This is a genomic window from Mesorhizobium sp. P2_F8, assembly GCF_056403655.1.
Map to the genome: position 1 here is coordinate 1 of NZ_JBFUFB010000019.1, position 25823 is coordinate 25823.

The following is a 25823-nucleotide window of genomic DNA, read 5'->3' on the forward strand; positions in this document are numbered from 1 at the left end:
CGAGCCGAGCAGTATCTGGATGGCGCGGATGTTTCCCGTCGCCTTGTAGATCATCGACGCCTTCGTCCGTCGGAGCGAGTGTGTTCCGTACTCCTCCGAACGCAGACCGATCGCGGTCACCCATTGGTCGACCAGCCGCGCGTACTGCCTTGTGCTCATGTTGCATGAATGATCGACCCGGCTCGGGAACGCATAGTCCTCGACCGAGCCCCCACGTCGTTCGAGCCAGGCCAGAAGGCTGGCTCTCACGTCACTGGTGATCTCGAATTGGACAGGCCGATGTCTTTTGCTGAACAACGATCGCGCGAGTTCTGATCTCCGGCCCGGCCACCACATCGCGAATTCTGGTCTTGACTAGGTCGCAGCCCCGAAGCTTGCTGTCGATCGCGAGATCGAACAGGGCTCGGTCCCGGATGCGTCTCTCGCGATCAAGGAGGAAGCGGATGGCCCAGATTTGCTTCTGGGTGAATGGACGCTTGGCGCCTACCTTTTTTCCAGCGTTCCAAGCTGCGCGCTCGCGGCTGGCATCATCGAATTGAGAATAGCCCATGTAAGTTCTCCTCGGCCGTGATAGGCCGAGAGTGAAACGTGGCAGGACACTACGGCTCATGGGCCGAAAACGGAACGTCCGCTTTCGGGATGACTCCGCTAGAAAGCCGACCTTTGCATCCAGCGTTGTGCTGCCCTCTTTGCGCCAAAAGCGGCCCCTGCTTTGAGGGCGGCGGGATGCCGCGTAATCTCATTGGAAGAGCGGGCGAAACGACGAGCTAGATCGGATGACATTTCTCCGATGAACGAAGGTCAGGTCTTGGCGGCCACATTGCATCGGGAGCGACGTGCTTCGCTGCGATCTTCTCGGAGGTCGTCGTTCCGTCTGCTTTGGGTTAGCCTCGGTCTTAGATGCGGCTGAGAGGACGTTTTGTTTGCGTCCCGCATCGCTCAGCGCTCATGGTGACTCGCCGAAATACTTGGCATGCAGCTGCTCGACGAGCCCGCGCTCATGTGCGCCCAGAATTTCGACCGTCAGCCGCCTGGTCAAGGGACTGTTGCGTGCAAGACCGAAGCCGTACTTATCCGGCTCGAAGAGGCCTCCGATGACACTGACCCGTTCTTCGGGGTGCGTATGCGCATAATATTCGAGCACGGGCGCATCGCCGACGATCGCGTCGATGCTGCCGTCACGCAAAGCCGCTACCGCTTCCTCGATGTTCGGGAACGATTGCCGGTCGAAACCGGAGTTGCGGGCAAAATCCTCCGACACACTGCCGGTGAATACCCCGACCGACTTGCCGGGAAGATCGGCAAGGCTGTTGACCTGGTTGGTCAATGAAAGGGTGGTCATCACGCTCGTTACGGATGAGGTGACATAGGCGAGCACAGCAATCCCGAATATTAGCCACAAGCCCTGCCATACCCGTCCGATCCAACCGAAAACATTCTTTCGGCCGGATGCTTTGCCTGAGGCAACTGACATGATCGAGAAAAAACTCTCCGCTATTCCGTCACGCCATCGACGCGGAAAGGCGGGATCAAACTTCCGGTCGAAGATGGTCAGCGATACGGTCGCCGCCGCGATGACAAAGGCGAGCCACGCATAGGCGCGAAGGAAGCCTGCGTCCCTCAAACCCGCCATAACGTCCAGGAATCCTGTGCCTTGATGCTCGTTGACCATGATCCTCTGTCCGGCATCGAACCACGGATGAGTGAAATCGATCCGCTGCGCCCGGCCTTGTGTAATAGTGAGATTGGTGACGGCAACGTCGATCTCGCCGTTTGCCGCGGCGTCGATCAGGGCACTAACCGTCGGGTAGAGGCGGTACTGGCTTTGCAAGCCCTGCGATGCCGCGATCGACTCCCAGAGTTCGACCGCCATTCCGTTGAAGCTACCTTGCTCCTGTTTGACAAATGGCGGGCTGAGATAGAGGCCGACGCCGACTGGCTGTTTGGCTTGAAGCGTTTCCTGCCCAAGTGGACTGCTTACGGCCAGCAGGCTGAACAACACGGCTAGGCAGAGAGCGTTTCTCGACATGAAAGAGTTCCCGCCTGCGGAGGCATTGACGAAATCGTCCCCTCCGGCCTTTCTCGAGACAATGGCCTGAGAGAACGCGCATTACCGAATCTATAACAAGCTTCATGGGTGTGCGATCCGAAATCATGAATTTGTGTCCCGTTTCCGATAGATACCGTCTAGCTTGGGAGGAGACAGCGAAGCGATCTGAGCCGACGGAAGCCACGGGCGTAGTATTCGGTGAGGTCGCGCAAAGGCTTGGAGCTCCGGTCGTGTGTCACAAGAGGCTGGGGTTCGCACTACATTTCGACCGTCGCAGGTATGTCCACCTGGAACAGCGCTTCGAATGTCGCCTTCCGGGCGCAAACCGCGACCTCCGGAGTCCTCGGTTGAGATGTCTGCTTTCAGGACGCGGCGAAGCTGATCTCTACGACCGACATGCTGAAGGGTTTCGGGTGCCGTCCGGCGTCGTCTAATCGCAGCCGATAATCCAAGCCCTTTTTGCCGCACGAAGTGTCGTATGCCGGGAGCATGGTCGTCTTCGCAGTCGATGTGATGTCGGGGCATGATTGGTCTCCACAGAATGGCCCTTCCACTGTACGAAGCGCACGCGTCAAGATGGCTTGACGGTGCAACGCCTGTTCTTCGGAATGGGCCAGTTCACGTCCCGGCAGGGACGTCTCGGCGCAATCGACGGTAAAAACTTTTGCAGTAGGTCGTCCGACTGAACAGTTCACCCGATTTCAGCATGGCATGCATGATGACCGCCAGCTTCCGGACCGCGTTCACGCGGATCGTGCCCGGCGTGAACCTCAAAAGGGCAAGAGCAACGGAACCAGGATCACGCTCACGATCAGGACGATGACGGAGAAGGGAACGCCGATGCGGACAAAGTCCCCAAACGAGTAGCGCCCCGGCGCAACCACCAGCGTGTTCACGGGCGAGGAAACAGGCGTCATGAAGGCTGTCGAAGCCGCCAGCGCGACGGTCATGGCCAATGGATAGGGGGACACACCCAATTCATGGGCCACAGCAAGGGCGACTGGAGCCATCAGCACCGCGGTTGCCGTGTTTGAGATGAACATACCCAGAGCAGCCGTGATGGCGAAGAGCATTGCAAGGACAATGCTGTTTCCGGCCCCGGCGGTAAGATTCTTCAGGCCTTCCGCCGCCAGGTCGACGCCGCCAGTTCGCTCCAAAGCGACAGAAAACGGCAACATGCCGACGATCAGGATGATCGTTTTCCAGTCGATTGATCGATAGGCGCTCGCAAAGTCGACGCAGCCGAGCGTACCCATGAGAAGGCAGCCGATGAGGGCCGCTTGCACATTCGGCACGATGCCACTGACCATCAGGCCGATGACGAAAAGGAGACAAATCACCGCGTGCAATGACTTTCCTGGGACTGGAAGCCGTTCCTCGATCTCGACGGGCAGTTTGATGACGAGGAGATCTTTCGTGTCGGTCCGATACCGCTCGATTTCCTTCCAGGGTCCGATCACCAGCAACGTATCACCGGTATTGAGTCTCTCGGCCAGGAGATTGTCCGTATGCGGGCTGTCGCCGCGGTTCAGGCCGACAGCCGTTACCCCGAACTGCGTCCGCAGCTTGGACTCCACCACCGTCTTGCCGATGAGTTCCGACGTCGGCGGCACGATGGCCTCAGCCATGCCGAGCTCTTGCGATCGATCCGCAAAATAGCCGCCGCTCAATGGCAAATCCTCCAGGACCATCCGCGCCTGGAGTTCCTTGAATTTACTGCCGGGAGCCGTTAGGTCGATCAGGAGAATGTCGCCAGCGTGCAACTCTGTCTTGACCGTAGGCCTGAGAATTTCCTTTCGGAGCTTATGACTGCGCTCGATCGCCAGAATGTTGGCACCAGACGTGCTTCGCAAGTCCAACTGCTCCAAATTCTGTCCGACCAAGGGAGAACGGTCGGAAATTTTCACTCGTCGCTCTCGATGAGCAAGCTTGTATTCCTCCACCCACGCCCCGAAGGTCGCCTGTTGGGGCGTCTTCTGCTCGTTTTCGACAGGCAGCCAGCGTCGGGCGAAGATCATGTATACGATCGCAAGACCAAGAACCGGAAGGCCAAACGGTGTGAAGCTGAAGAAGCCAAACCCTGGCACACCGTGCCGCTCGAGCTCACTGTTGACGACAAGGTTGGGCGCGGTGGCCACGAGTGTCATCATGCCGCTGATGAGGGCAGCGAAGCTGAGTGGCATCATCAGCCGTCCCGGGCCTATGCCGGTGCTCTGCGAAATACGCAGTACGACGGGAATGAAAATCGCGGTTACCGCCGTCGAACTCATTGTGGCGCCCAGCGAGCAGACGACCAGCATGAGGAGCACGGTCAGCCGGACTTCGCTTGATCCCGCTCTTGCAATGAGCCAGTCGCCGAGCCGCTGGGCGACACCTGTCCGCACCAATCCGTCGCCGATGATAAAGAGAGCCGCGATGAGGACGATATTCGGATCGCTGAAGCCCGAGAGCGCCTCTCCGATCGACAGCACGCCGGTAAAAGGGAGTGCCACCAGCATGATAAGCGCGACGGCGTCCAGCCTTGGCCTATTGACCGCGAACATGACAATCGCGGAGACCAGTAGGGCGAGGACAAGCGCGAGTTCTGCATTCATTTTGCGTCCCTGTTCAACGGCAACCAACCTGCGCAGGCGTTGAAGGCAGCTTGACTCGTTCTGGCGGACGGTCGCGGAATGGAAGGCATTCCTTCGGTGGAAAGCTATCCGAGAGTCAGGATCCCCACCAGCAGGGTCGCAGAAGTCTTCCATAAGCTGGCCCATTTGAGGCGCTCGCGGCGTTCCTCACGCTTCGGGCTTGGACTGGAAGCCATGACCTGCCCCATGACGCTGTTGCCGCCGCACCCAACGGTGGCGCGAAGGTGCCCAGCCCCGCCCTTGCAGGGACCTGCGATCATGAGAATTGTGATCTTTCGGGCCCTTCGCCTGGCCAGTCTTCCCTCATCTGTTTTGGCTGAAGTCAAATATGACACCGAGCTACGCTGCGTAAACACCGCACCAAGAGAAGACTACCTACAATCAGCGATGCCTTACCGTATTGGAACTGCGGAGACTGATACGTCAACATGCAGGCCAGTCGGATCTCCCGCGTTGCCGACAAAGCCTCCCGAGATTGGAAGGGCCTGCGAAGCTTCGCGGGTCACCCCCACGCGGATCAGGTTGGCGCCTGCGACCAGCCCGTTGGTCGGGTCGTACTCGACCCAGCCGGCGCCCGGAAGATAGACACCGCACCAGGCGTGCGTACTACCGCCTCCACGGGTCGTGCCGGAGGTGTCATCGTAGAGGTACCCGGTGACGAAGCGGGTGGCCAAGCCGAAGCTTCGCAGCGCTTCCATCATCAGGACAGCGAAGTCGCGGCAGGTACCGGTGCCGAGCTCGATTGTCTGGACGGCTGTCTGCGTGCCTTCCTCGTGGCGGGCGCCGTAGCGGAACTGCTGCTGGATGGCGCGAGTCATCGCCTCCAATACCTTCAACGTGTTCGTGCTGCCGGCCTCGGCGACCGCGCGACGCGCCCAGGCCTCAACCTTGCGGTCCGTGTCCGGCATTTGCAGTCCGGTCAGACGCCCAAGATCAGCAGTTTCGCTTTGGGTGTAAGAGAGCGGGAACTTTTCAGCCGCGGTCTCAAGGCTGTACTGCGGGAGTAGCGGGCCTTCGGGATGATGCGTCAGATCCAGCGTCGAGATGATGCTTAGGCGCTTGGTCCTGAGCGTTTCGGGCCATTCGACGAAACAGATGGAATTGTCGAATGTGTCGTGCTTCCAGTAGATGGAGGCTGGCTCCGGCTCCATCTTGAGATCGGCGTGATGCAGTCTCAAGTCGTGACTGTCGTCGGGCCGCACCATCAGCCGGTGACGCAAAAGGCCGACCGGATTGCGGTAGGTGTACTCGGTCGTATGGACAATCTTGATTCGCGCCATTTCGCGTCCGTCCAGCTTCCGAATGGTCTATTCGGTTCTGATTTCTGCGTACAGGTATTTCGCGGCACAGCCAAGGCGACCGATCGGAAGCAAATCCGGGCTTTTGCTGGCCGACCCCGTCGTTCGGGACGAGGGGGTCGCAGGTTCAAATCCTGCCACTCCGACCAGAAAAAACAGATACTTAGGTATTTGTTTCTCCCGATACCCCACAGATTGCTTCGCCTATTTATCCACCGCGCCCACAGTGGTCGGGGGCGTGAACGCGCGGCATGCCCTTGTGGCAGTCCCACGGTCGCCGTCGACCGACATGCAGGGCACTCCTTCGCCGGCAAGCGCAACTCGGTGCGCGAGGGACGACTGTATCCCTGCGGAAACAACTTGATGAAAAACTTCGCTACCCATACCATGCCACACCTTGGTGAAATCTGATCAGGAGGTCAGTGGAATCGGTCGGGTTTGAGCCAGTGCAAGGTAGGGAGGATAATCATGGCTTCCGAAGTACAGGCCAATAATGGCGTTAACGTAGAGGCGCTTCTCGCCGCAAAGGAAGCGCTTTCCAACGCCCCGGAGGCCGCGCAATTCAAGTGGCGCGCGGCTTGCGAATGGAAGGATGGCACCCACAGCCACTCGACAGTCGAGAGCTTCTACGGTCTCGGCCAGGACCAGCATCGCAAGACCACGTTCGCATTCGACGCCGACCATCCGGAGGTCTTCGCTTCCTTGGATAAGGGCGCTACGCCTGTCGAATACGTGCTGGTCGGGCTGGCGAGTTGCCTGACCGCCGGCATCGCCGCGGTTGCCCAGAACCGCAACATCCAGTTGAAGTCGGTGAAGGCTACAATCGAAGGCGACATGGATCTCGCCGGCATACTCGGCATCGACAGCGACGTCCGCAACGGCTTCAGCGGCATCACGGTAAAGTACAACATCGACGCCGACGCCAAGCCCGAGGACATCGAGGCTCTCGTCGCTCAGTCGCAGAAGCGATCTGCGGTCTATGACATTGTCACCAATCCGACGAACGTCACGGTCGTGGTGAATTGAAAGGCACTTCGAGCGGTAGACTCTGAGAGGGCGCGATTAGTTCCGTCACCACCGTGATCGTCGGTGCAGGGCACGCGGGGCTCGCGATGAGCCGCTGCCTCGCGGAGCGTTCGATCGACCATGTACTGCTGGAGCGCGGCGAGATTGCCCATACCTGGCGCACCGAGCGGTGGGATTCGCTGCGGTTGCTCACCCCGAACTGGCAGAGCCGGCTACCGGGCTTCCGCTATGACGGCGACGACCCCGATGGCTACCGGACGATGCCAGAGGTGATCGATTTCCTCGGGAACTATGCCAAGGCGATCTCGGCTCCGGTCAGAACCCACACGACCGTCACCTCGGTTCGCAGCGACGGGGCGGGATATCTTGTGCGCACGGATCGCGGCGAGTGGCGGTGCCGGACCGTGGTGCTGGCGTCGGGCGCGTGCAACATCGCGCGCCTGCCCGATTTCGCCGTCCGCGTGCCGCCGTCGGTCACCATCCTGACGGCGCAGTCCTACCGCAATCCGGGTCAGGTCGCCGACGGTGGCGTGCTGGTGGTGGGCGCGTCGGCCAGCGGCACCCAGATCGCTCAGGAACTGCAGCGTTCGGGGCGCCAAGTGACCCTGTCGGTGGGCGAGCACATCCGGGCGCCCCGCGTCTATCGCGGCAAGGACCTGGAGTGGTGGATGGACGCCGCCGGCGTGCTCAACGAGCGCTACGACGAGGTAGACGACATCAGGCGGGCACGACGGGTTCCTTCGCTGCAGCTTGCCGGCACGCCCGACCGCACCACCCTCGACCTCAATGCGCTGGTCGACCTCGGGGTCCGGCTCGTCGGCCGCCTCGCCGGCATCACCGAAGACGGCAAGGCCCAGTTTGCGGGGTCATTGCGCAACATGTGCGCGCTTTCTGATCTGAAGATGGCCCGGCTGCTCGACCTCATCGACGAATGGGCGCGCGACAACGGCCTGGACGCGACGGTCGGGCCGCCGGATCGCCCGCCGCCGACCCATGTCGAGGACAACCCGCCGCTCGGCCTCGACCTCGCCAGCGGCGCGATCAGGACGATCATTTGGGCCACCGGCTACCGTCCGGACTACTCGTGGCTGGAACTGCCGGTCATCGATCGCAAGGGCTACGTCCGTCACGACGGCGGAGTTGCTGAACATCCGGGCCTGTACCTGATGGGGATGCAGTTTCTGCGCCGCCGCAAATCTGCGCTGATCGACGGCGCTGGCGACGACGCGCGTGATCTCAGCGCCCATCTGGCATCGTACCTCGGGTAGAATTCAATCCAAGACCAGGGGAACAGGTCGGTTGCCGCGACAGCTCCGAATTCGGTGACCCGCAATCATATTCCCAAGTGCAACTTCGGCTTCCAGAAGGGGCGGAACAACTCAATCTTTGGACAGCGGTTCATCACCACTTTCAAGCCTGCTTCCTCCGCCAACTGGGCGGCAGCGTCATCGCGCACGCCAATCTGACCCCACAGAACCTTGGCATTGATGGCGATGGCTTCCTCAGCAACGTCCAACAGATCTTCGGAACGACGAAAAACCTCGACCATATCGACAGGCCGGTCGATGGCCGCCAGCGACGGGTACACCTTGAGCCCTCGGATTTCATCCAGGCCGGGACTGGGGTTGACGGGGATCATATCGTAGCCGATCTCGTGCAGCACCCGCAGTACACCATAGGAGAACTTGGTCTTGTCGGGGCTGGCCCCCACCATCGCGATGGTTTTGACCGATTTCAGAATTCCTTGCAGATAAGCCTCCGGATAGGGCTCATCATGGTTCATATGGGTCATTTCTGTTCGTCCAACGGGGTCGCAATATCGGCTTTCAATTCATGAGCGGCCAGGGGGTCAAGGAAGGGGTTGCGGTAGAGCTTGTCGTGACTTTCAACGCCGACCTCCAGCGTGCAGTCGCTCAAAGGGCGGGCGACGCAGAGGATTATGTAGCCATTGTTGATCTGGCGGTTGTTCAACGCCCGCTGCGCTTGCTGATTGACTTTGCCGCTGATTATTTTGGCCGCACAGCTTATGCAGCCGCCATACTGGCACCCGTAGGGCAAATCCACGCCCTGCTCGCGCAAGCTTTGCAAGAGGGGCTTGCGGTGATCGACGTCAAAGGCCGCACCGCCTTGGTTGGCGAGAGTGATGGTGAAGCTGGTCATACCCAGATGTCACTCGTGCAATCACCGCCGGGATAACGGGTTTCATGGCAGCGGCTTGGTCCATTTGGTTCCTTGCCAAAATCGACAACAAATCGCGGATCGATTTCCATGCCGCCGTTTTCGGTATCGCAATTGACCATCAGCATGCATCCGCCATTGGTGCGGATTTCCGGATAGAACTGATTGTCCCAGGTGGAGAAAAGTGAGGTTGTCACATACAGGCGCTTGCCGTCGAGGCTGAGCTGTATCATCTGGGGCCCGCCAGTCACTTTCACGCCATTGACCTCAGGCGCACGGCCGAGAAGTCCGCCCATCCACACTTGTCCAGTAAGCTTGGCATTGTGAGGGTCCGAGATGTCGTACTGACGGATGTCGCCGTGTAACCAGTTACAAAAATAGAGGTATCTATCGTCCATGCTGAGCAGGATGACCGAGATCACGCCCGGAATCGGGATCGGCCATTCGGGATGTGGCTCATTGTCGACATCGATAATTTTTTCCCATTGCCAATCACCCGCCGAATCCTTCCACCAATGGATGATATTTGCTGAAAGGGCCGCGCCAACAAAGCCGTGACTGCTGTCGGGATTGTGGTGGAACCGCACTTCCAGTGGGATGAGGCCATCTTCACCGAGATAGAATGTTTGCTTCGGCTCCTTCTTTTCAAAATCCCAGAAATGGATCTCCCGGCCATATTTTAGATGGCCAACCTCTTCCAGGTCAAAACCCGGCATGAAGGTATTGGGAGCGGCCCACTCCGAACTGACCATTACGTTGTGTCGCGGCTGGTACCAGAAATCATAACCAAACTTGATACCGCCCATGGAGTTTTCCCAACGGCCGACAATCTCGAACTCCTTGCTGAGTTGCAAATAGCCGCCGGGGGCATTGCCCTGAGCGTCGCCAAGCATGGAAACGATGATGTCCGAGCCGAGGCAATGCACCGTGTGCGGTGCCGACAAGTTGGTCCTGGCTTTGATGTCAGCGCCGCTTATGACTTTGAACAGTGTCGGATTGCGAGGATCGGTGCCGCAATCGACAATGTGCAGATTGGACGAGCGCACACCCGGCACAATCAGATATTTCCGCTCCATGCTCGCATCGCCATGGCACGACGAACAGGCATTCCAGCCCGAGTGATGAAGCTCATCGCCAATACCCGGCATTTGCAAACGTGAAATCACTTGGCTGTAGGTCGAACTCTCCGGGTCGACATCAATGGTGCACAAATAGTCCGGCTTCTGAATGCCCGTGCCGGTGTAGATGGCAATCGTATAGAGCAGCTTTTCGCGAGGTGCGGTCATCGCCTCGGCTGGGGAAGCATAGCCCGGTCCACAGCAATGATTGGTCATGGGTATGTCCCCAATTTGAACAGATCACTGGGCAGCCCCTACGGGGTCAGGCTGGAATGTTAGTGCATGCTTGGCATCGGCGCTACGGCCGGGTTGGCCGCCGGGGGGACGGAATGCGAACACCCCCGCTCCTCCCCACGGAAGCGTCAGAGGAACAGGAAAGTCGACGAAAGGCCGACTGGCCGATCAACGGGCAACCGGCCAGAACCCGCGTCGCACCTATCGGAGGCCGAAGAAGCTCAATATCGCAATTACGATGACCACCGCGCCAACGAGCCAAATGATGTTGTTCATAATCGTTCTCCTGTTGCCTGGGGAAGCCCGCGCCTCTGGCGGAGAACGCGGGCCGACCAGCCTTTGCCGGCTGATCTTCAGCAGACACGGATGTCGGCTGTGAGGAGTAGAACAATTAGGCGCGCCTAATGTTCCGCCATTGGCAAATCGAGAGATGGCCTGGTGAATTTGCCTTTGTATTAGCTGCGCTTCATATTTGTTGTTACGGCGGCGACAGAATGCCGGTCAGGTCCGGAGCCATCATGCGCAAATTGGTTGTCACAGCAGCAATCGCACTTGCCTGCGGTTGCGCGCCCTCGCAAGCAAACGACGAGCGGTCATGCAAGATAGTAGCGGCGGCAGCGCAGCTCTCCGGAAAGACCAACTGTAGCGAAGGTGATATCGCTGCGATCTCTGGCATGAGCGGCAAGGAGCTGCCGGAGGCAGTAGCCAGATATTGCGATTTTTGGGGGCAGATCGTTGTGCTGCCCGACGTGAGCGAGACCGACGCGTCGAGACGCATCGTTCTTTGCAAATACCATCAGCGAGAGGCAGCCCCTTCTCAGCCCTAGGCGATGCGATCGCCCCTCTTTCGACATGCCGCAAGCGTTTCGGGCTGGCCCAAGCAGGCCGGAACCAAATTGATCACAGGCAGTTATCCAAACGAAGGGCCAATTCAGGAAATGGAGAAACTGCAATGAAAACAATGATCATGTGCGCGTTGGCGCTTTCCGTCGGCTTGCCGGCCATAGCTTCGGCAGCCGAGGCCGATGTGGTTATCAGAACCCACCATCGACACCACAACAGCGTCAGGATCATCAACGAGGACGGTCAGCGCTTGCATCACCGCCGCCATGGCGAAGTTGCGTTCTATGACCATGGACGCCGGCATCATCGCGGAGACATGGTCGTCGTGAGACGGCATCATCGCCCAGACACCGTCGTCGTGACAGGCTCCGTTTCCACTCACCGTCACTATCGCCACCACCCCGTGGTCATCGAAAACGACGGCTACTGATCGCCCACTGCCTGCCCAAGCGAACACGAAAAGAAAGCCCGCCCCAGCGTCAGCCGGGACGGGCTTTCCCGTTTACCAGTCATTGTTTTAGTGCACTCGACGAACACCAACTTCGAGTGACAGAGAACGTTCCTGAAATTTGCGGGAACCCCGTGTGTTCATGTGGCGATGGGCTCGCCTCTGTGATGGGTTCCGCAGCGATCGGAAACTTTGACGAAGATGGCCGTCGGCTCTAGTAGTTCGATGCATATGATGGAGCCAGTGAAACGGCTGTGCCGGGTGCGGACATGAATCTGATTTCAACGACAGCCTCACCACCGGCTCTTGTGATTGCACTGTTTCTTCTCGCCGGCTGTTCGTCGATCGGCCGAACCGTCGATCCGGCGAAATACGACAGCATGAGCTGCGCCGAGCTCAACAGCGCGATGGGTGTCGTCGCGCGCGACATCTCGCAAACAGCAATCACCCGCGGCAAGGTCGCCAACACCAGCGTCCCACGCTGGCTGCTGGGCGGCGCGCGCGTGAAGGGCGCGGTCGCGGAGCGCGAAACGGCCAGGATCGACCGCCTGAAACAGCAGCAAGCGGCTCTTGCCAGCGCCAGGGCACGCCGATGCACCTCGCCTTCGCAATGAGCTTGAGTTCTCCCGAGCGGGCGCGCTTCAGGCGCTCAGCCTGAAGCGTGTGACGTCGATCGCGGCGGCCATCAGCGTCTGTGTGTAGGCGTGCTGCGGGTTGCTGAAGATCGCCTCGGTCGGCCCCTCCTCGACGATCTTGCCTTGCTTCATGACGATGATGTAGTCGGCCATGGCGCGCACGACCGAGAGATCGTGGCTGATGAAGAGGTAGGACAGTTCGTGGTCGGCCTGCAGCTTGCGCAGCAGTTCGACGATCTGTTTCTGCACCGAGCGGTCGAGGGCCGAGGTCGGCTCGTCCAGCACCACCAGCTTGGGCTTCAGGATCATGGCCCGCGCGATGGCGATGCGCTGCCGTTGCCCGCCGGAGAATTCGTGCGGGTAGCGGTTGCGTGCATTGGGATCGAGGCCGACTTCGTTCAGGGCCTCGACCGCGCGCTGATCGCGCTGCTTGCCCGACAGGTTCGGCTCATGCACCAGCAATCCTTCGGTGATGACCTGGCCGACAGTCATGCGCGGCGATAGCGAGCCGAACGGGTCCTGGAAGACCAGTTGCATCTCGCGCCGCAGCGGCCGCATCGCTTGTCGGTCGGCGGTGGAAATGTCGCGGTCGCCGAAACGGATGAGGCCATCGCTCGGCAACAGCCGCAGCAAGGCGCGGCCGAGCGTCGATTTGCCCGAGCCGGATTCACCGACAATGCCGATGGTCTGGTTGCGCTGCAGCCGGATCGAAATGTGGTCGACGGCGCGCAGCATCAGCGGCTCGCCAGCAAGAAACCCGCCGCCGATCCTGAATGTCACTTCGACATTCCTGCCTTCGAGCACCACCGGGGCGTTGGCGGGCGGCGGCGCCTTGCTGCCGGTCGGCTCGGCCGCCAGCAGCATTTTCGTATAGGCATGCTGCGGATTGACGAAGATGGCTTCCGCCTCCCCCTCCTCGACGACCTCGCCCTGGCGCATGACATAGACGCGATCCGCGAAGCGCCGGACGATGCCGAGATCGTGGGTGATGAAGACGATCGCCATGCCGAGCTTGCGTTGCAGCTCGCCCAGAAGCATCAGGATCTGCGCCTGGATGGTCACGTCGAGCGCCGTCGTCGGCTCGTCGGCGATCAGGATGTCCGGGTCGTTGGCAAGCGCCATGGCGATCATGACGCGCTGGCGCTGGCCACCCGACATTTCGTGCGGGTAGGATTTCATCCGCCGCTCGGGATCGGGGATATGCACGAGGCGCAGCAGCTTGAGCGCCTCTTCGTGCGCCTCGGCGGCATTCAAGCCCCGATGCCGGCGGATCGGTTCGATCAGCTGGTTGCCGATCGAATAGAGCGGATCGAGCGAGGTCATCGGCTCCTGGAAGATCATGCTGATCTTGGCGCCGCGGACCTTGTTCAGTTCGGATTTGCTCAATGTCAGAAGGTTGCGGCCGCGATAGTCGACACTGCCGGTGGCTTCGCCATTCGACGCCAGCAGGCTCATCGCCGCCATCATCGTCTGGCTCTTGCCGGATCCGGACTCGCCAACCACGGCAACGGTTTCGCCTGCATTGACGTGGATGTTGATACCCTTCACCGCCTCGACCGCGCCGTCGAGCGTGCGAAAGCGGACGCGCAGGTCCTTGACGCTGAGGATCGTTTCGGAAGCAGCCATCTCAGCGGTCCTTGGGGTCGAGCGCGTCGCGCAGGCCGTCGCCGACGAAATTCAGGGCGAACAGCGTCGAGACGAGGAAGAAGGCGGGAAACAGGAGCAGCCAGTTGGCGGTGCCGATGTTCTTGGCGCCGACCGAGATCAGCACGCCCCAGCTGGTCATCGGCTCCTGCACGCCGAGCCCGAGGAACGATAGGAAACTCTCCAGGATGATGACCTGTGGCACCAGCAGCGTCATGTAGATCACCACGGGACCCAGCAGGTTGGGAATGACGTGGCGCAGCAGGATGCCGCGCTGGCCGACGCCCATGGCTTCCGCCGCCTGGACATATTCCTGGCGGCGGATCGACAGCGCTTGGCCGCGCACGATGCGGGCCATGTCGAGCCACAGCACGGCGCCCACGGCCAGGAACATCAACACGAAGTTGCGGCCGAAGAACACCACCAGCATGATGACGAAGAAGATGAAGGGTAAGGAATAGAGCACATCGACGATGCGCATCATCACCTCGTCGACCTTGCCCCCGGCAAAGCCGGCCGCCGCGCCATAGACGACGCCGATGACCACCGCCACGACGCCGGCGAGCAGACCGATGGCCAATGAGATGCGCCCGGCCATCAGCGTGCGCGACAGGAGATCGCGGCCGGTGTTGTCGGTGCCGAACAGGAAATACTGCTGCTTGACCGAGGCGCTCATCGTCACTTCGAGGCCGTCGGGCGACTTGCTTTCGATCTTGGTGTCGTCAAAGGCGTCGGAACGGTCGAGATAGCGGATGTTGCGGTCGTCGATCGGCTTGGTCGACTTGACGGTGACGAAGACCTGGTTGCCTTCCTGCCGCCATTCCTTGATGTCGACACGCATGCGCTTGATCGCTTCGGTGAGCGCCGTCTCGATCATCTCGGCCTTCGGATAGGCCGACAGGCTGGGCGGCATGCGCACATAGTCGGCATAGATGGTGGTGTATTGATGCGGCACGAACCAGGGTCCGAACACGCTGACGACACCGATCAGGGCAAGGTAATACAGACTGAACATGGCGGCGCGATTGGCCTTGAGGCGCGCCCAGGCGTCCGCCCAGAGCGAGCGGCCGATGACGGCGGGAGCCGTGGCTGCAATGTCAGTCATAGCGCACCCTCGGGTCGACGACCGCGTACATGACGTCGACGATCAGGTTGAAGACGATGGTAAAGATGGCGATCACCACCACCGTTCCCATCACCAGCGTGTAGTCGCGGTTGAGCGCGGCATCGACAAAATAGCGGCCGACGCCCGGAATGGAGAAAATCGTCTCGACGATGACCGAGCCGGTCAGCAGCGCGGCGGCTGCCGGGCCGGTGAAGGAGACGATCGGCAGGATGGCGCCGCGCAGCGCGTGCTTGACCACCACCGACCAGTCGGAGAGGCCGAGCGCGCGGGCTGTGCGGATATGATGGGACCGTAAGGATTCGATCATCGAGCCACGCATCAGCCGGGCGACGATGGCGATCTGCGGCAGAGCGAGCGTCAGCACCGGGCCAACCTTGTTGATGAAGGCGCCATCGCCCCATCCGCCGATCGGCAGGAGCTTCCAGGTCAGCCCGAACAGGAGCTGGATCACCGGCGCGATGACGAAGGTGGGGATTGTGCTGCCGGCGGTTGCCAGCGCAATCACAGTATAGTCGCCAAGCTTGTTCTGGTTGAGCGCGGCAATGGTGCCGAGCACCGAACCGAGCAGAAGTGCAAGGACAAGCGCCGAGGTGCCGAGCTGGATCGAAATCGGCAGCCCCTTGGCGAACAGTTCGGTGACGGTGAAATCCGGCATGTTGTAGCTCGGTCCGAAATTGCCGCGCAGCAGATTGCCGAGATAGTGGACATATTGCAGCCAGAGCGGATCGCCTAGGCCGAATTGCGCTTCCAGATTGGCCCTGATCTCGGGGCTCAGCCCTCGCTCCTGGTTGAACGGGCCTCCCGGCGCGACGCGTATCAGGAAGAACGCCATGGTCACGATGACGAACAGCGTCGGAATGGCGGTCAAAAGCCGCCTTAGTACATATCGCAGCATCGGTGCCCCGCTTGATCCAGAGCAGCGCGCGTCCAGTTGGACGATTGCACTCTAGCCTTCAAATCTTCGCACCGACATTGCCGAAAAGCGATTCCGGTTCCCGGGCCGATGCGATGGCAAACCAGCGCCGCCGCGCATTCAATGCGCGGCGGCTTGGCCAGGGATCAGTCCTTGCTGATGAAGCGCGACGGATGCACATCCATCACATTGTCGTCGAAGCCATGCAGCTTCGAGGAAACGATATCGTGGAAGCTGTAGTAGAGAAGCGGAATGTTACCGACGTCATCGACAAGGATGCGCTCGGCCTCAGTAAGGTCCTTCATGCGCTCTTCTGGCTTGCCACCGGCAGCCGCCGCCTTGTCCATTGCCGCTTCATATGCCGGGCTGACATAGCTCGAATAGTTGTTGCCGCTGGCCTTGCGTGTGATGCCGAGGAAGGTCTCGGGATCCTTGTAGTCGGCGATCCAGGCGGCACGCGCCACGTCGTAATTGCCCTTCTGCTCGAGGAAGGAATAGTGGGTCTTGGTGTCAGTGTTGAGCAGCGTGACCTCGACGCCAAGCGGCTTCAGCTGTTCCTGGATGGCGACCGCGGTGTTCTTGTGGTTTTCCGAGGTGTTGTAGCGGATCTCCATCTTCAGCGGATGCTCGGGGGTATAGCCGAGTTTCTCGAGGATTTTCTTTGCGGCGTCCTCGCGGTCGATCTGCGGCATGTCGGCGTATTTGGCCATTGCCGGCGTGTAGCCGGCTATGCCCGGAGGCACCATCGAATAGCCAGGCAGCATCGAGTTCTGCCAGACCTTTTCGGCGATGAAATCGCGGTCGATCGCCATCGAGATGGCGTTGCGCAGCTCGACATTGTCCCAAGGCGCCTTGTCGGTCTTGATCGCATAGTAGTAGGTGCCGAGATACGGTCCGACGCGGACCTGAGCGCCGAACTTGGCCTTGAGGTCAGCGAGCTGTTCGGTCGGCAGGTCGCCGTAACTGTCGAGTTCGCCGGCCTCGAAGCGCTTCATCGCCGATGAACGGTCTTCGGTCGGGATATAGTTGACGACGTCCATCTTGACGGTGGCGGCGTCCCAGAATTTCGGATTCTTGACCAGCTTCATGTGGTCGTTGGGAATCCACTCGGCCAGCGTATAGGCGCCGTTCGAAACGAGATTGCCCGCCTTGATCCAGTCGGCGCCGAGCTTTTCGATTGAGGCCTTGTTGACCGGATAGGTGGCCTGGTGGGTCAGCATCTCCAGGAAGTAGGGCGTCGGCGCCTTCAGAGTCACTTCAAGGGTGTTGGTGTCGATCGCCTTGACGCCCAAATCCTCGGGCTTGCCTTTCTTGGTGTTGACTTCCTCGGCGTTCTTCACGGGATAGAGCATGGAAGCGTATTCGGCGGCGGTGGCCGGATCCTCCAGCCTACGGAAGGAGTAGACGAAGTCGTCCGCCGTCACCGGGCTGCCATCCGACCACAAGCCGTCCTTGCGCAGCTTGAAGGTGTAGACGGTGCCGTCATCCGATACGGTCCAGCTTTCGGCGGCGCCCGGTATGAGGTTCGTCTTCTGATCGTGCATGACCAGTCCCTGGAACAGGTCGCGAATGATATCGGCTTCGTAGACGGTCGAGGTCTTGTGCGGGTCGACCGTCTCCGCCTCGGCGGCGGCGCCTCTGTTGTAGACGGTCTCGGCGAAAGCCGGCGTGTAGAATGTGCCGGCTGCCAATGCCATCGTCGTGGCGAACACCGTCGCCTTCAGCATGTTTCTCAGCATGAAGTTCTCCCTGTCGGCGCTGCCGTCGGCGCGCCTTTGAGTGTTGACGCCCCGGAGCCGATGTCTGACCCCTTTGAGCGCGCCGCCGGTTCCCTTCCTGCGGCTGGTGCCCAGACACTAACGCGGAGAATTTTTATTTCAACAGACTCTCTGGGTCACCCAAAGTAAGGCGGCACGAAAGTTGTGCCGTGACGGCCGAAACACCAGCCGAAACCAGAAGCTTGACTTGGTTTCCTCATCTCGACGCCATTCTTCACCCGGAATCTGTGGCCGCGCCAGTTTGCCGGAATGTGTTAATGCGTTCTTAAGCAACCATAAGTTACATTATGGGTGCCTTTTATACGATTCCATCTCAGACGCGTGGCAGTCATGAGTACCTGGACAAGTAAATCAATAGAAATCCGTCAGTTAATGCGGAAATTTCAAGAAGAATCCGGTACTTCTGCGGTTGAGTTCGCACTGCTCTCGCCCATCTTCATCCTCCTTCTACTCGGAATGGTTGCATACGGCATATATTTTGGCGCCGCAAACTCGATCCAGCAGATCGCGGCGGATGCGGCCCGCACAGCAATTGCCGGACTGAACCAGACCGAGCGCCAGACGCTCGTCGCCAGCTTCGTCACCAACAATGCCGGCGGGTATCCCTTCGTGGATGCCAGCAAGTTGACCTACCAGGCCAACGACAGCACGGCCGACGGAAGCCAGTTCGTGGTGTCCATCCAGTACGATGCCCGCAACCTGCCGATCTGGAATCTCTTCCCGGGCATTGCCATGCCGGGAAGTACGATCAAGCGCCAGTCAACGATAAGGGTCGGGGGCATCTGAATGCTGCTGCGGGCTTGCGATGCGATCGGCCGGCTCGCCCGATTGATGCTGGCCGACAGACAGGCGAACATCGCCGTCATGACCGCGTTGAGCGCGCCGGTCGCGCTGGCGCTGGCTGCGGTGGCAATCGACGAAGCCTCGATCTATACCGAGCGCCGCGAAGCCCAGGCAATGGTGGACCTTGCTGCGATCACCGCTGCCTCGAACATCACCAAAGTCGACACCGCTGTCGTGACCACGCTGACCGACAACGGCATGCCAGGCGTGGTCGTTCAAGGCTCGGGACAGACGATCGCGCCGGCCGTCGGCAAAACCGTCGTGTCGGTCACGCCCGGCCGCTACGCGGCATCAACCGCCAATGTCAGCCAACGCTTCCAGTCCGGCGTAACGCCCTACAATGCCGTCCGTGTCACCCTGAAGAAGATCCCTGCCCGCTATTTCGCGAGTTCGCTGCTCCCCACTCCCGTCATCGGCACCGAGGCCACCGCCAGCATGACGCCGCAGGCGACGTTCTCGGTCGGGTCGAGGTTGCTCAGCGTCAATGGCGGCATTCTCAACGCGCTGCTCAGTGGACTTCTCGGCGGCAACATCTCGCTCAGCGTCATGGACTACAACGGGTTGATCTCGGCCGATGTCAGCGTGCTCTCGTTCATAGACGGTCTTGCCACACAATTGAGCCTGACCGGCGTCACCTATTCGGACGTGCTGGCATCGAATGCGACTGTCGGCCAGATCGCCACCGCCATGGCCAACGTGCCCGGGCTTGGCAACACGGCCAAGCTGGCGCTGCAGACCATCGCCTCGAAATCGACCAGCACGGGCAAGATCCCGCTCAACAAGCTTGTCGATCTCGGTTCAGTCGGCAGCTTGGCTCTCGGGCAAAGACCAACCGGCCTTGGGCTAGACACCAACGCCATGGGCATGCTGACCGCTGCCGCCGTACTGGCCAACGGCACCAACCAGGCCCAGGTCAATCTTGGCGCCACCGTACCCGGGCTTCTGTCCACGGCGCTTACCATTGCCATTGGCGAGCCGATGCAATCTTCGCCATGGCTGGCGGTCGATGGCATCGGAACCGTGGTGCGCACCGCCCAGACGCGCATCAAACTGGTTGCCAGCGTCGGTGTCGGCACGCCCGGTCTCGGCGGCGGTATCAGCCTGCTGGCCGTCAATCTGCCGCTCAATGTGGAAGTCGCCTATGCCGAAGCCAAACTGACCGACATCACCTGTCCGACCGGGCCTTCCAGCATCAATGTTTCCATCGCCGCGCACCCGGGTATCGCCTCGCTGCATCTGGCCAACAGCAACAGTTCAGGCTTCGGCGATTTCAGTCAGCCGCAGACGTTCACCGACGCGGAGATCGCGGATGTGAGCCTCCATATGCTGCTGATCAACATTCCGCTGATACAGGTGATGGGTTCCGCCGCCACCGCGATCACCAACAATAGCCCGACGACGTTGAACTTCAATGCGACCGACATCGCCAACAAGACGGTCAAGACCGTTTCGACGCGCAACATATCGCAGTCGCTGACCACATCGCTGGTCGGCAACCTGTCGCTTTCGGTCAATGCGCTTGGTCTCGGAATCGATCTGACCGCACTGCTCGCAACGGTGAAGCCGGCAGTCATGGCCGTGCTGAACGGCGTAACGGCGCCGGTCGACGACCTGCTCTACAACGTGCTTTCGGCGCTCGGTATCGGCGTCGGCCAGGCCGATGTGCGTGTCACCGGTGCGACCTGCGGGCGCGCGGTTCTCGTTCAATAAGGCATCAGCAGCCCAAGCGGGATCACCTTCCTCGCAAGCGGCGGCCGAAGCACTGAATCAGTCGAGCTGACCAAGGAAACAGCCAAGCGCCGGCAGCGAGATCTGGCTCTCTTCAACAACCCCGCGGCCACCATCAATAGCCACGACAGCTCCTGTATCCGGCGGCAACGGCCAATTCGCCGGCTCCTCGGCGAAGTTGAAGACACAGAGAAGTTTCTCACCGCCGTCTTCGCGGATGAAGGCGAGAATTTCGCCGTCCGCATCGAAAAACTGGATCGAACCGCCGACCAGCGCCGGATGCCCCCTGCGCAAGGCGAGCATGGTCCGATAGAAGGCGAGCACCGAGGCGGTGTCGGCGTTCTGGACGTCGACCGCGCGGTCGCGATGGCTGGCCGGTATCGGCAGCCACGGTTTACCGGTGGAGAAGCCCGCATTGTCGGCACCGGCCTCCCAGACCATCGGCGTGCGACAGCCGTCCCTGCCCTTGACGCCCGGCCAGAAGCGGATGCCAACGGGATCGCGCAGATCCTCGAAGGCGAGTTCCGCCTCCTCCAGGCCGAGTTCCTCGCCCTCGTAGAGACAGATCGATCCGCGCAGGCAGGAGAGCAGCATGATCGAGAACCTTGCGACCGTATCGGGATCGCTGTCGGGCCTCGTCCAGCGGGTGACGTGGCGCACCACGTCATGGTTGGAAAACGCCCAGCAGACCCAGCCGTCGGACACCGCCGCCTCGAAGGCTTCGACACAGCCCCGCACATGCGCCGCCGAGAATTGTGGGCCAAGCAGGTCAAAGGTGTAACACATATGGAGCTTGTCGCCGCCGGTGGTGTAGGCGGCGAGCGTCTGCAAAGAGCGGCCTTCATCGCCGATCTCGCCGACGGCGGCGCGGTCGTCATACTCGTCGAGCAGCGCCCTGAAGCGCTTGAGGAACGCCAGGTTTTCCGGCTGCGTCTTGTCGAACAGATGTTCCTGGTAGAGGTAGGTGTTGGTCTCGCTGTTGGTGCCGGCGACGCTTGACGCCAAGGGTGGATTGCTGCGCAGCCAGCGGTCGTGGACATAGTAGTTGACCGTGTCGAGCCGAAAGCCGTCGACGCCACGCTCCAGCCAGAACCGTACCGTTTCCAGAAGCGCGTCGTGGACCTCCGGATTGTGGAAATTCAAATCCGGCTGAGAAGCGAGAAAATTGTGCATGTAGTACTGCCGGCGGGTCGAATCCCACTCCCAGGCCGGGCCACCGAAGACGGAGAGCCAGTTGTTGGGCGCGCCGCCATCGGGCTTGGTATCGGCCCAGACATACCAGTCGGCCTTGGGGTTGTCGCGGCTGGAGCGGCTTTCGACGAACCATTCGTGCTTGTCGGATGAGTGCGACAATACCTGGTCGATGATGACTTTCAGGCCGAGCCGATGCGCCTCGGCGACCAGCGCATCGAAATCCTCCATGCCACCGAACATCGGATCGACGGCGCAATAGTCCGACACGTCGTAGCCCATGTCAGCCATCGGTGACTTGAAGAAGGGCGACAGCCAGATGGCGTCGACACCAAGGGAGGCGACATGCTCCAGGCGGTTGGCGATGCCGCGCAGATCGCCGCTGCCGTCGCCGGTCGTATCCTGGAAGGAGCGCGGATAGATCTGATAGATGACGCAGCCACGCCACCATCCGATCCGGTCACCTGCCGCCATTGCGCTTCTCCCCTGTGCCGGCCTGTGCAGCTGCGCGTTCGATCATGAAGATCACCGACCGCCCCGATACCGGCCGCTCGATGTCGGCCGCCTCAGCCGTTTCAATGGCCGGCTCCCAGAAAAATCCCTCGCGAGGCGGCAGGGTGAAAATGCAGGCCCGGCGGTCGCCGTTGATGAGCACCGCAAGACGGCGTTCGTCATCGCTGTCGCCGCCCAGAATCATGACCAGGCGGTGCCGCTGCGGGTCCTGCCAGCTTTGTTGGTCGAGCGGCGCGCCTGTTTCGGTCAGCCATGCGACGTCCGCTATGTCGGAATTTCCTGGTGGCCGGCCCGTGAGAAAGCGCGTGTCGGAGAGTGCCGGCACCGCTCGGCGCAGCGTCGAAAGCAGGACCGTGTAATGCTCCAGCGCCTGGTCGCGCCCGGCCCAGTCGAGCCAGGTGATCGCGTTGTCCTGCGCATAGGCATTGTTGTTGCCCTGCTGGCTGCGGCCGAATTCGTCGCCGGCCGTCAGCATGATGGTGCCGCGCGAGGCAAACAAGGTGGCGAGCAGCGCGTGCTGATCGTTGAGGCGCGCCGTAGCTACGGCCGGCTTGTCCGCATCGCCTTCCACGCCGTTGTTCCAGGACAGGTTTTCATTGTGGCCGTCGCGGTTCTGCTCGCCATTGGCCTGGTTGTGCTTGCGCTCGTAGCGCACGATGTCGGTCAGGGTCATGCCGTCATGGGCGGCGATGAAATTGACCGTGCGGCTGGCGCTTTGTTCGTTTGCCGCAAACACATCGGACGAACCGGAAAGCCGGGTCGCTAGTGCGCCGACCATGCCGGCGTCACCGCGCCAGAAGCGCCTGATATCATCGCGATACTTGTCATTCCATTCGAGGAAAGGCGGCGGAAAATTCCCGAGCTGATAGCCATCCGGACCGATGTCCCAAGGTTCGGCGATCAGCACGCGATCGGCCAGCAGCACGTCCTCGCCCATCGCCTTCAGCAACGGCGCCTCGTCGTCGAATGTCCCTTCGACCCGTCCCAGAATGGGCGCCAGGTCGAAGCGGAAACCATCGACGCCGGCATAGCGGACAAAATGGCGAAGCGTGTCGAGGACCATCTCCCCAGCGATCGGGTGGTCGCATGCCACCGTGTTACCCGTCCCGGTGTCGTTGGCCAGCCTGCCGTCCGGCGTGTGCCGGTAATAGGCCTGGTTGTCGAAACCGCGCAGCGACAGTGTTGGCCCGAGCCGGTCGCTCTCGCCGGTGTGGTTGAAGACAAGGTCCAGAATGACGCCGATGCCGGCCTGCCGTAGCGCGGCGACCGCGTTCCGCAATTCCATGATGCCGCCAGGCGCAAGGCGTGGATCAAGCGCCATGAAGGTGACGGGATTGTAGCCCCAGGCGTTGCGCAGCCCGAGCGGCGGCAGGTGCCGTTCATCGATCGACGCCGTCACCGGCATCAATTCGACAGCACTGACGCCGAGCTTTTTCAGGTGCTCGATAACCACAGGATGGGCGAGAGCAGCGACCGTGCCGCGCAGGTTCTCGGGAATGTCCGGATGCAGCATGGTGAAGGCGCGCACCGGCACTTCGTAGATCAGGCCGCCGGGCTGGAACAGCGGCGGCGCTGCCGGCACTGGTTTCGGCAAGGCAGCGGCAATGGCCTTTGGCATCAGCGGCGCGGTATCGAGGCCCTCGCCCCGGCGCCGGGTCAGCTGCCAGTCATAGGCGTAAGGCCTGTCGATCCCGAGGGCGTAGGGATCGATCAACATTTTTTCGGGGTCGAACCATAGGCCGCGATCCGGCGCATAGTCGCCATCGGCGCGAAACCCGTAGCGGGTGCCTGGGCCAAGACCGGCGACGAAGAGCGCATGCACGCCCTCGCCTTCCAGCTGCAGCTCAAGCCGTTCGATTTCCTGGTTGCCCTGCTCGTCAAAAATCGAGACCCAGAGCCGACGGGCGGCCTGCGACCATGCGGCAAAGCGAATGCCGCCCTCCGAAACAAGCCCGCCAAATCGCGGCCGCTGATCGGCCGGCATCGCAGATTTCATTAAGTGATGACACTCGGCTTGGCGCGGCCGGTATGGCTGCGAATCCCTGCAATATCATCGGCCGCCGATATCAGATCGGCAAGGGCGGCCTGGGTATCGAGATCGTGCCGCGACGTGTCCGGCTCGTAGCGCTCGATATAGACGCGCAAAGTCGCGCCCGACGTGCCCGTGCCCGAAAGCCTGAAGACGACACGCGAACCGCCTTCGAACAGCACCCTGATGCCCTGGTGTTCGCTGGTCGAACCGTCGACCGGATCGTGATAGGCGAAGTCGTCGGCGCTGGCGATCGTCATGCCGCGCACCTTGGTCCCCGGCAATGAACCGAGCTTGGCGCGGAGTTCGTCGACCAGCGCGTTGGCGCGGTCACTTTCGACCTCCTCATAGTCGTGGCGCGAATAGTAATTGCGGCCATAGGTCGCCCAATGCTCGGTGACGATCTGCTTGCAGCTCTCACCGCGCGCGGCGAGGATGTTGAGCCACAGCAGCACCGCCCACAGGCCGTCCTTTTCGCGGACATGGTTTGAGCCGGTTCCGGCACTTTCCTCGCCGCAGATCGTCGCCATGTCGGCGTCGAGCAGGTTGCCGAAGAACTTCCAGCCGGTCGGAGTTTCATAGATGCCGATGCCGAGTTTTTCGGCGACGCGATCGGCCGCGCCACTGGTCGGCATCGAGCGGGCGATGCCCTTCAGGCCTTCGCTGTAGCCGGGAGCCAGGCGGGCGTTGGCGGCAAGCATGGCGACCGAATCCGACGGCGTGACGAATATGCCCTTGCCGATGATCAGGTTGCGGTCGCCGTCGCCATCGGAGGCGGCGCCGAAATCCGGAGCGTCCGGCCCCATCATCTCGTCATAGAGATGTTTGGCATGGACGAGGTTGGGGTCCGGATGGTGACCACCGAAATCGGGTAGCGGCTTGAAGTTGCGGCAGGTGCCGTTGGGCGCGCCAAGCCGGTTTTCCAGGATCTCCTTGGCGTAGGGGCCCGTCACCGCGTGCATGGCGTCGAAGCGCATGCGGAAGCCGTATTTGAAATTGGCGCGGATGGCGTCGAAATCGAACAGGCTTTCCATCAGCTTGGCATAGTCCGCGACCGGATCGATGATCTCGACCGTCATGCCGCCGGCCTTGACCGTGCCGATCTTGTCGATGTCGATCGCCTCGATATCGGTGGTCTTGAAGCTCGCAATCGTCTTGGTCTTTTCGAAGATCGCGTCGGTCAGCTTTTCCGGCGCCGGACCGCCATTGCCGGCATTGTACTTGATGCCGAAATCCTCGTGCGGACCGCCCGGATTGTGGCTGGCCGACAGGATGATGCCGCCGAAGGTCTTGTATTTGCGGATGATATGCGAGGCGGCCGGCGTCGACAGGATGCCGCCCTGCCCGACCATCACCTTGCCGAAGCCGTTGGCGGCGGCCATGGCGATCGCCTTCTGGATGACCTCGCGGTTGTAGAAGCGGCCATCGCCGCCGATCACCAGGGTCTTGCCCTTGAACCCGTCGAGCGCGTCGAAGATCGACTGGATGAAGTTCTCGGCATAGTGCTCCTGCTGGAACACCGGCACCTTCTTGCGCAGGCCCGACGTGCCGGGTTTCTGGTCGGGATAGGGCTTGGTGGGGACGGTCCGTATCAT

General features: G+C 61.0%; 20 protein-coding genes and 1 pseudogene. 7 read left to right on the forward strand and 14 right to left on the reverse strand.

Annotation, left to right across the window (positions count from 1 at the left end):
- From AC1DZP_RS31040 to AC1DZP_RS31055, 4 genes and pseudogenes are all read right to left on the reverse strand, one after another.
- Positions 1–550 (reverse strand): annotated as a pseudogene (locus tag AC1DZP_RS31040) (tyrosine-type recombinase/integrase); the annotation flags it as partial.
- Positions 551–946: 396 nt separating this feature from the next.
- The gene (locus AC1DZP_RS31045; RefSeq protein ID WP_477307640.1) at positions 947–2029 is read right to left on the reverse strand and encodes a transporter substrate-binding domain-containing protein; all 1083 of its coding nucleotides are present in this window, start codon (positions 2027–2029) and stop codon (positions 947–949) included.
- Positions 2030–2820: 791 nt separating this feature from the next.
- Positions 2821–4644, reverse strand: coding sequence for an SLC13 family permease (locus AC1DZP_RS31050; protein WP_477307642.1), 1824 nt, complete (start codon positions 4642–4644; stop codon positions 2821–2823).
- A gap of 431 nt (positions 4645–5075) precedes the next feature.
- Positions 5076–5963 (reverse strand): transglutaminase family protein, encoded by an 888-nt coding sequence (locus AC1DZP_RS31055; protein WP_477307643.1) that lies wholly within the window; start codon positions 5961–5963, stop codon positions 5076–5078.
- A gap of 486 nt (positions 5964–6449) precedes the next feature.
- Between AC1DZP_RS31055 and AC1DZP_RS31060 the strand changes: the two genes are divergently transcribed.
- Together AC1DZP_RS31060 and AC1DZP_RS31065 are read left to right on the forward strand one after the other, a co-directional pair.
- Entirely contained in the window at positions 6450–7007 is a 558-nt protein-coding gene (locus tag AC1DZP_RS31060; protein ID WP_095089778.1) for an OsmC family protein, read from the forward strand.
- Positions 7008–7060: 53 nt separating this feature from the next.
- Entirely contained in the window at positions 7061–8275 is a 1215-nt protein-coding gene (locus AC1DZP_RS31065; RefSeq protein WP_477307645.1) for an NAD(P)-binding domain-containing protein, read from the forward strand.
- Positions 8276–8340: 65 nt separating this feature from the next.
- Here AC1DZP_RS31065 and AC1DZP_RS31070 read toward each other — a convergent pair whose 3' ends face one another.
- Genes AC1DZP_RS31070 through AC1DZP_RS31080 form a run of 3 tightly spaced genes read right to left on the reverse strand, consistent with a single transcriptional unit; the run spans position 8341 to position 10519 of the window.
- Positions 8341–8790: a CoA-binding protein gene (locus AC1DZP_RS31070; protein WP_206073782.1), complete on the reverse strand. Its 450-nt coding sequence runs from the start codon at positions 8788–8790 to the stop codon at positions 8341–8343.
- 5 nt (positions 8791–8795) lie between these two features.
- Positions 8796–9167: a 2Fe-2S iron-sulfur cluster-binding protein gene (locus AC1DZP_RS31075; protein ID WP_095089772.1), complete on the reverse strand. Its 372-nt coding sequence runs from the start codon at positions 9165–9167 to the stop codon at positions 8796–8798.
- Positions 9164–10519, reverse strand: coding sequence for a selenium-binding family protein (locus AC1DZP_RS31080; protein WP_477307647.1), 1356 nt, complete (start codon positions 10517–10519; stop codon positions 9164–9166). The genes AC1DZP_RS31075 and AC1DZP_RS31080 overlap by 4 nt, the downstream gene beginning before the upstream one ends.
- A gap of 422 nt (positions 10520–10941) precedes the next feature.
- Here AC1DZP_RS31080 and AC1DZP_RS31085 point away from each other — a divergent pair, with 422 nt between their 5' ends.
- From AC1DZP_RS31085 to AC1DZP_RS31095, 3 genes are all read left to right on the forward strand, one after another.
- Positions 10942–11364, forward strand: a complete 423-nt coding sequence (locus tag AC1DZP_RS31085; RefSeq protein ID WP_477307649.1) for a hypothetical protein — start codon at positions 10942–10944, stop codon at positions 11362–11364.
- 125 nt (positions 11365–11489) lie between these two features.
- Positions 11490–11810, forward strand: coding sequence for a hypothetical protein (locus AC1DZP_RS31090; RefSeq protein ID WP_477226163.1), 321 nt, complete (start codon positions 11490–11492; stop codon positions 11808–11810).
- Positions 11811–12097: 287 nt separating this feature from the next.
- Positions 12098–12442: a hypothetical protein gene (locus AC1DZP_RS31095; protein ID WP_477226162.1), complete on the forward strand. Its 345-nt coding sequence runs from the start codon at positions 12098–12100 to the stop codon at positions 12440–12442.
- A gap of 27 nt (positions 12443–12469) precedes the next feature.
- Here the strand turns inward: AC1DZP_RS31095 and AC1DZP_RS31100 are convergent, their stop codons facing one another.
- The 4 genes from AC1DZP_RS31100 to AC1DZP_RS31115 all read right to left on the reverse strand — a co-directional run bounded on the left by AC1DZP_RS31100 (position 12470) and on the right by AC1DZP_RS31115 (position 17885).
- Positions 12470–14089 carry an ABC transporter ATP-binding protein gene (locus tag AC1DZP_RS31100; protein WP_477307651.1) on the reverse strand — a complete coding sequence of 540 codons (1620 nt, stop codon included), beginning with the start codon at positions 14087–14089 and terminating at the stop codon, positions 12470–12472.
- A 1-nt stretch (position 14090) separates the two neighbouring features.
- Entirely contained in the window at positions 14091–15212 is a 1122-nt protein-coding gene (locus tag AC1DZP_RS31105) for an ABC transporter permease (protein WP_477226160.1), read from the reverse strand.
- Positions 15205–16128, reverse strand: coding sequence for an ABC transporter permease subunit (locus tag AC1DZP_RS31110; RefSeq protein WP_477226159.1), 924 nt, complete (start codon positions 16126–16128; stop codon positions 15205–15207). Before AC1DZP_RS31110 ends, AC1DZP_RS31105 begins: the two co-directional genes overlap by 8 nt.
- 164 nt (positions 16129–16292) lie before the next feature.
- On the reverse strand, positions 16293–17885 hold the full coding sequence (locus tag AC1DZP_RS31115; RefSeq protein ID WP_477226158.1) for a peptide ABC transporter substrate-binding protein: 1593 nt from the start codon (positions 17883–17885) through the stop codon (positions 16293–16295).
- A gap of 369 nt (positions 17886–18254) precedes the next feature.
- Here AC1DZP_RS31115 and AC1DZP_RS31120 point away from each other — a divergent pair, with 369 nt between their 5' ends.
- Together AC1DZP_RS31120 and AC1DZP_RS31125 are read left to right on the forward strand one after the other, a co-directional pair.
- Positions 18255–18710 carry a TadE/TadG family type IV pilus assembly protein gene (locus AC1DZP_RS31120; RefSeq protein WP_477226157.1) on the forward strand — a complete coding sequence of 152 codons (456 nt, stop codon included), beginning with the start codon at positions 18255–18257 and terminating at the stop codon, positions 18708–18710.
- Entirely contained in the window at positions 18711–20477 is a 1767-nt protein-coding gene (locus AC1DZP_RS31125) for a hypothetical protein (protein WP_477307653.1), read from the forward strand.
- Between the two features lie 57 nt (positions 20478–20534).
- On the opposite strand, the gene bglA is transcribed toward AC1DZP_RS31125, so the two are convergent.
- Genes bglA through AC1DZP_RS31140 form a run of 3 tightly spaced genes read right to left on the reverse strand, consistent with a single transcriptional unit; the run spans position 20535 to position 25823 of the window.
- Complete coding sequence (gene bglA, locus AC1DZP_RS31130; protein WP_477307655.1) at positions 20535–22160, reverse strand: beta-galactosidase BglA; 1626 nt, start codon at positions 22158–22160, stop codon at positions 20535–20537.
- Positions 22147–24183 carry a glycogen debranching protein GlgX gene (gene glgX / locus AC1DZP_RS31135; RefSeq protein WP_477307657.1) on the reverse strand — a complete coding sequence of 679 codons (2037 nt, stop codon included), beginning with the start codon at positions 24181–24183 and terminating at the stop codon, positions 22147–22149. Before glgX ends, bglA begins: the two co-directional genes overlap by 14 nt.
- A gap of 11 nt (positions 24184–24194) precedes the next feature.
- Positions 24195–25823 carry an alpha-D-glucose phosphate-specific phosphoglucomutase gene (locus AC1DZP_RS31140; RefSeq protein WP_477307659.1) on the reverse strand — a complete coding sequence of 543 codons (1629 nt, stop codon included), beginning with the start codon at positions 25821–25823 and terminating at the stop codon, positions 24195–24197.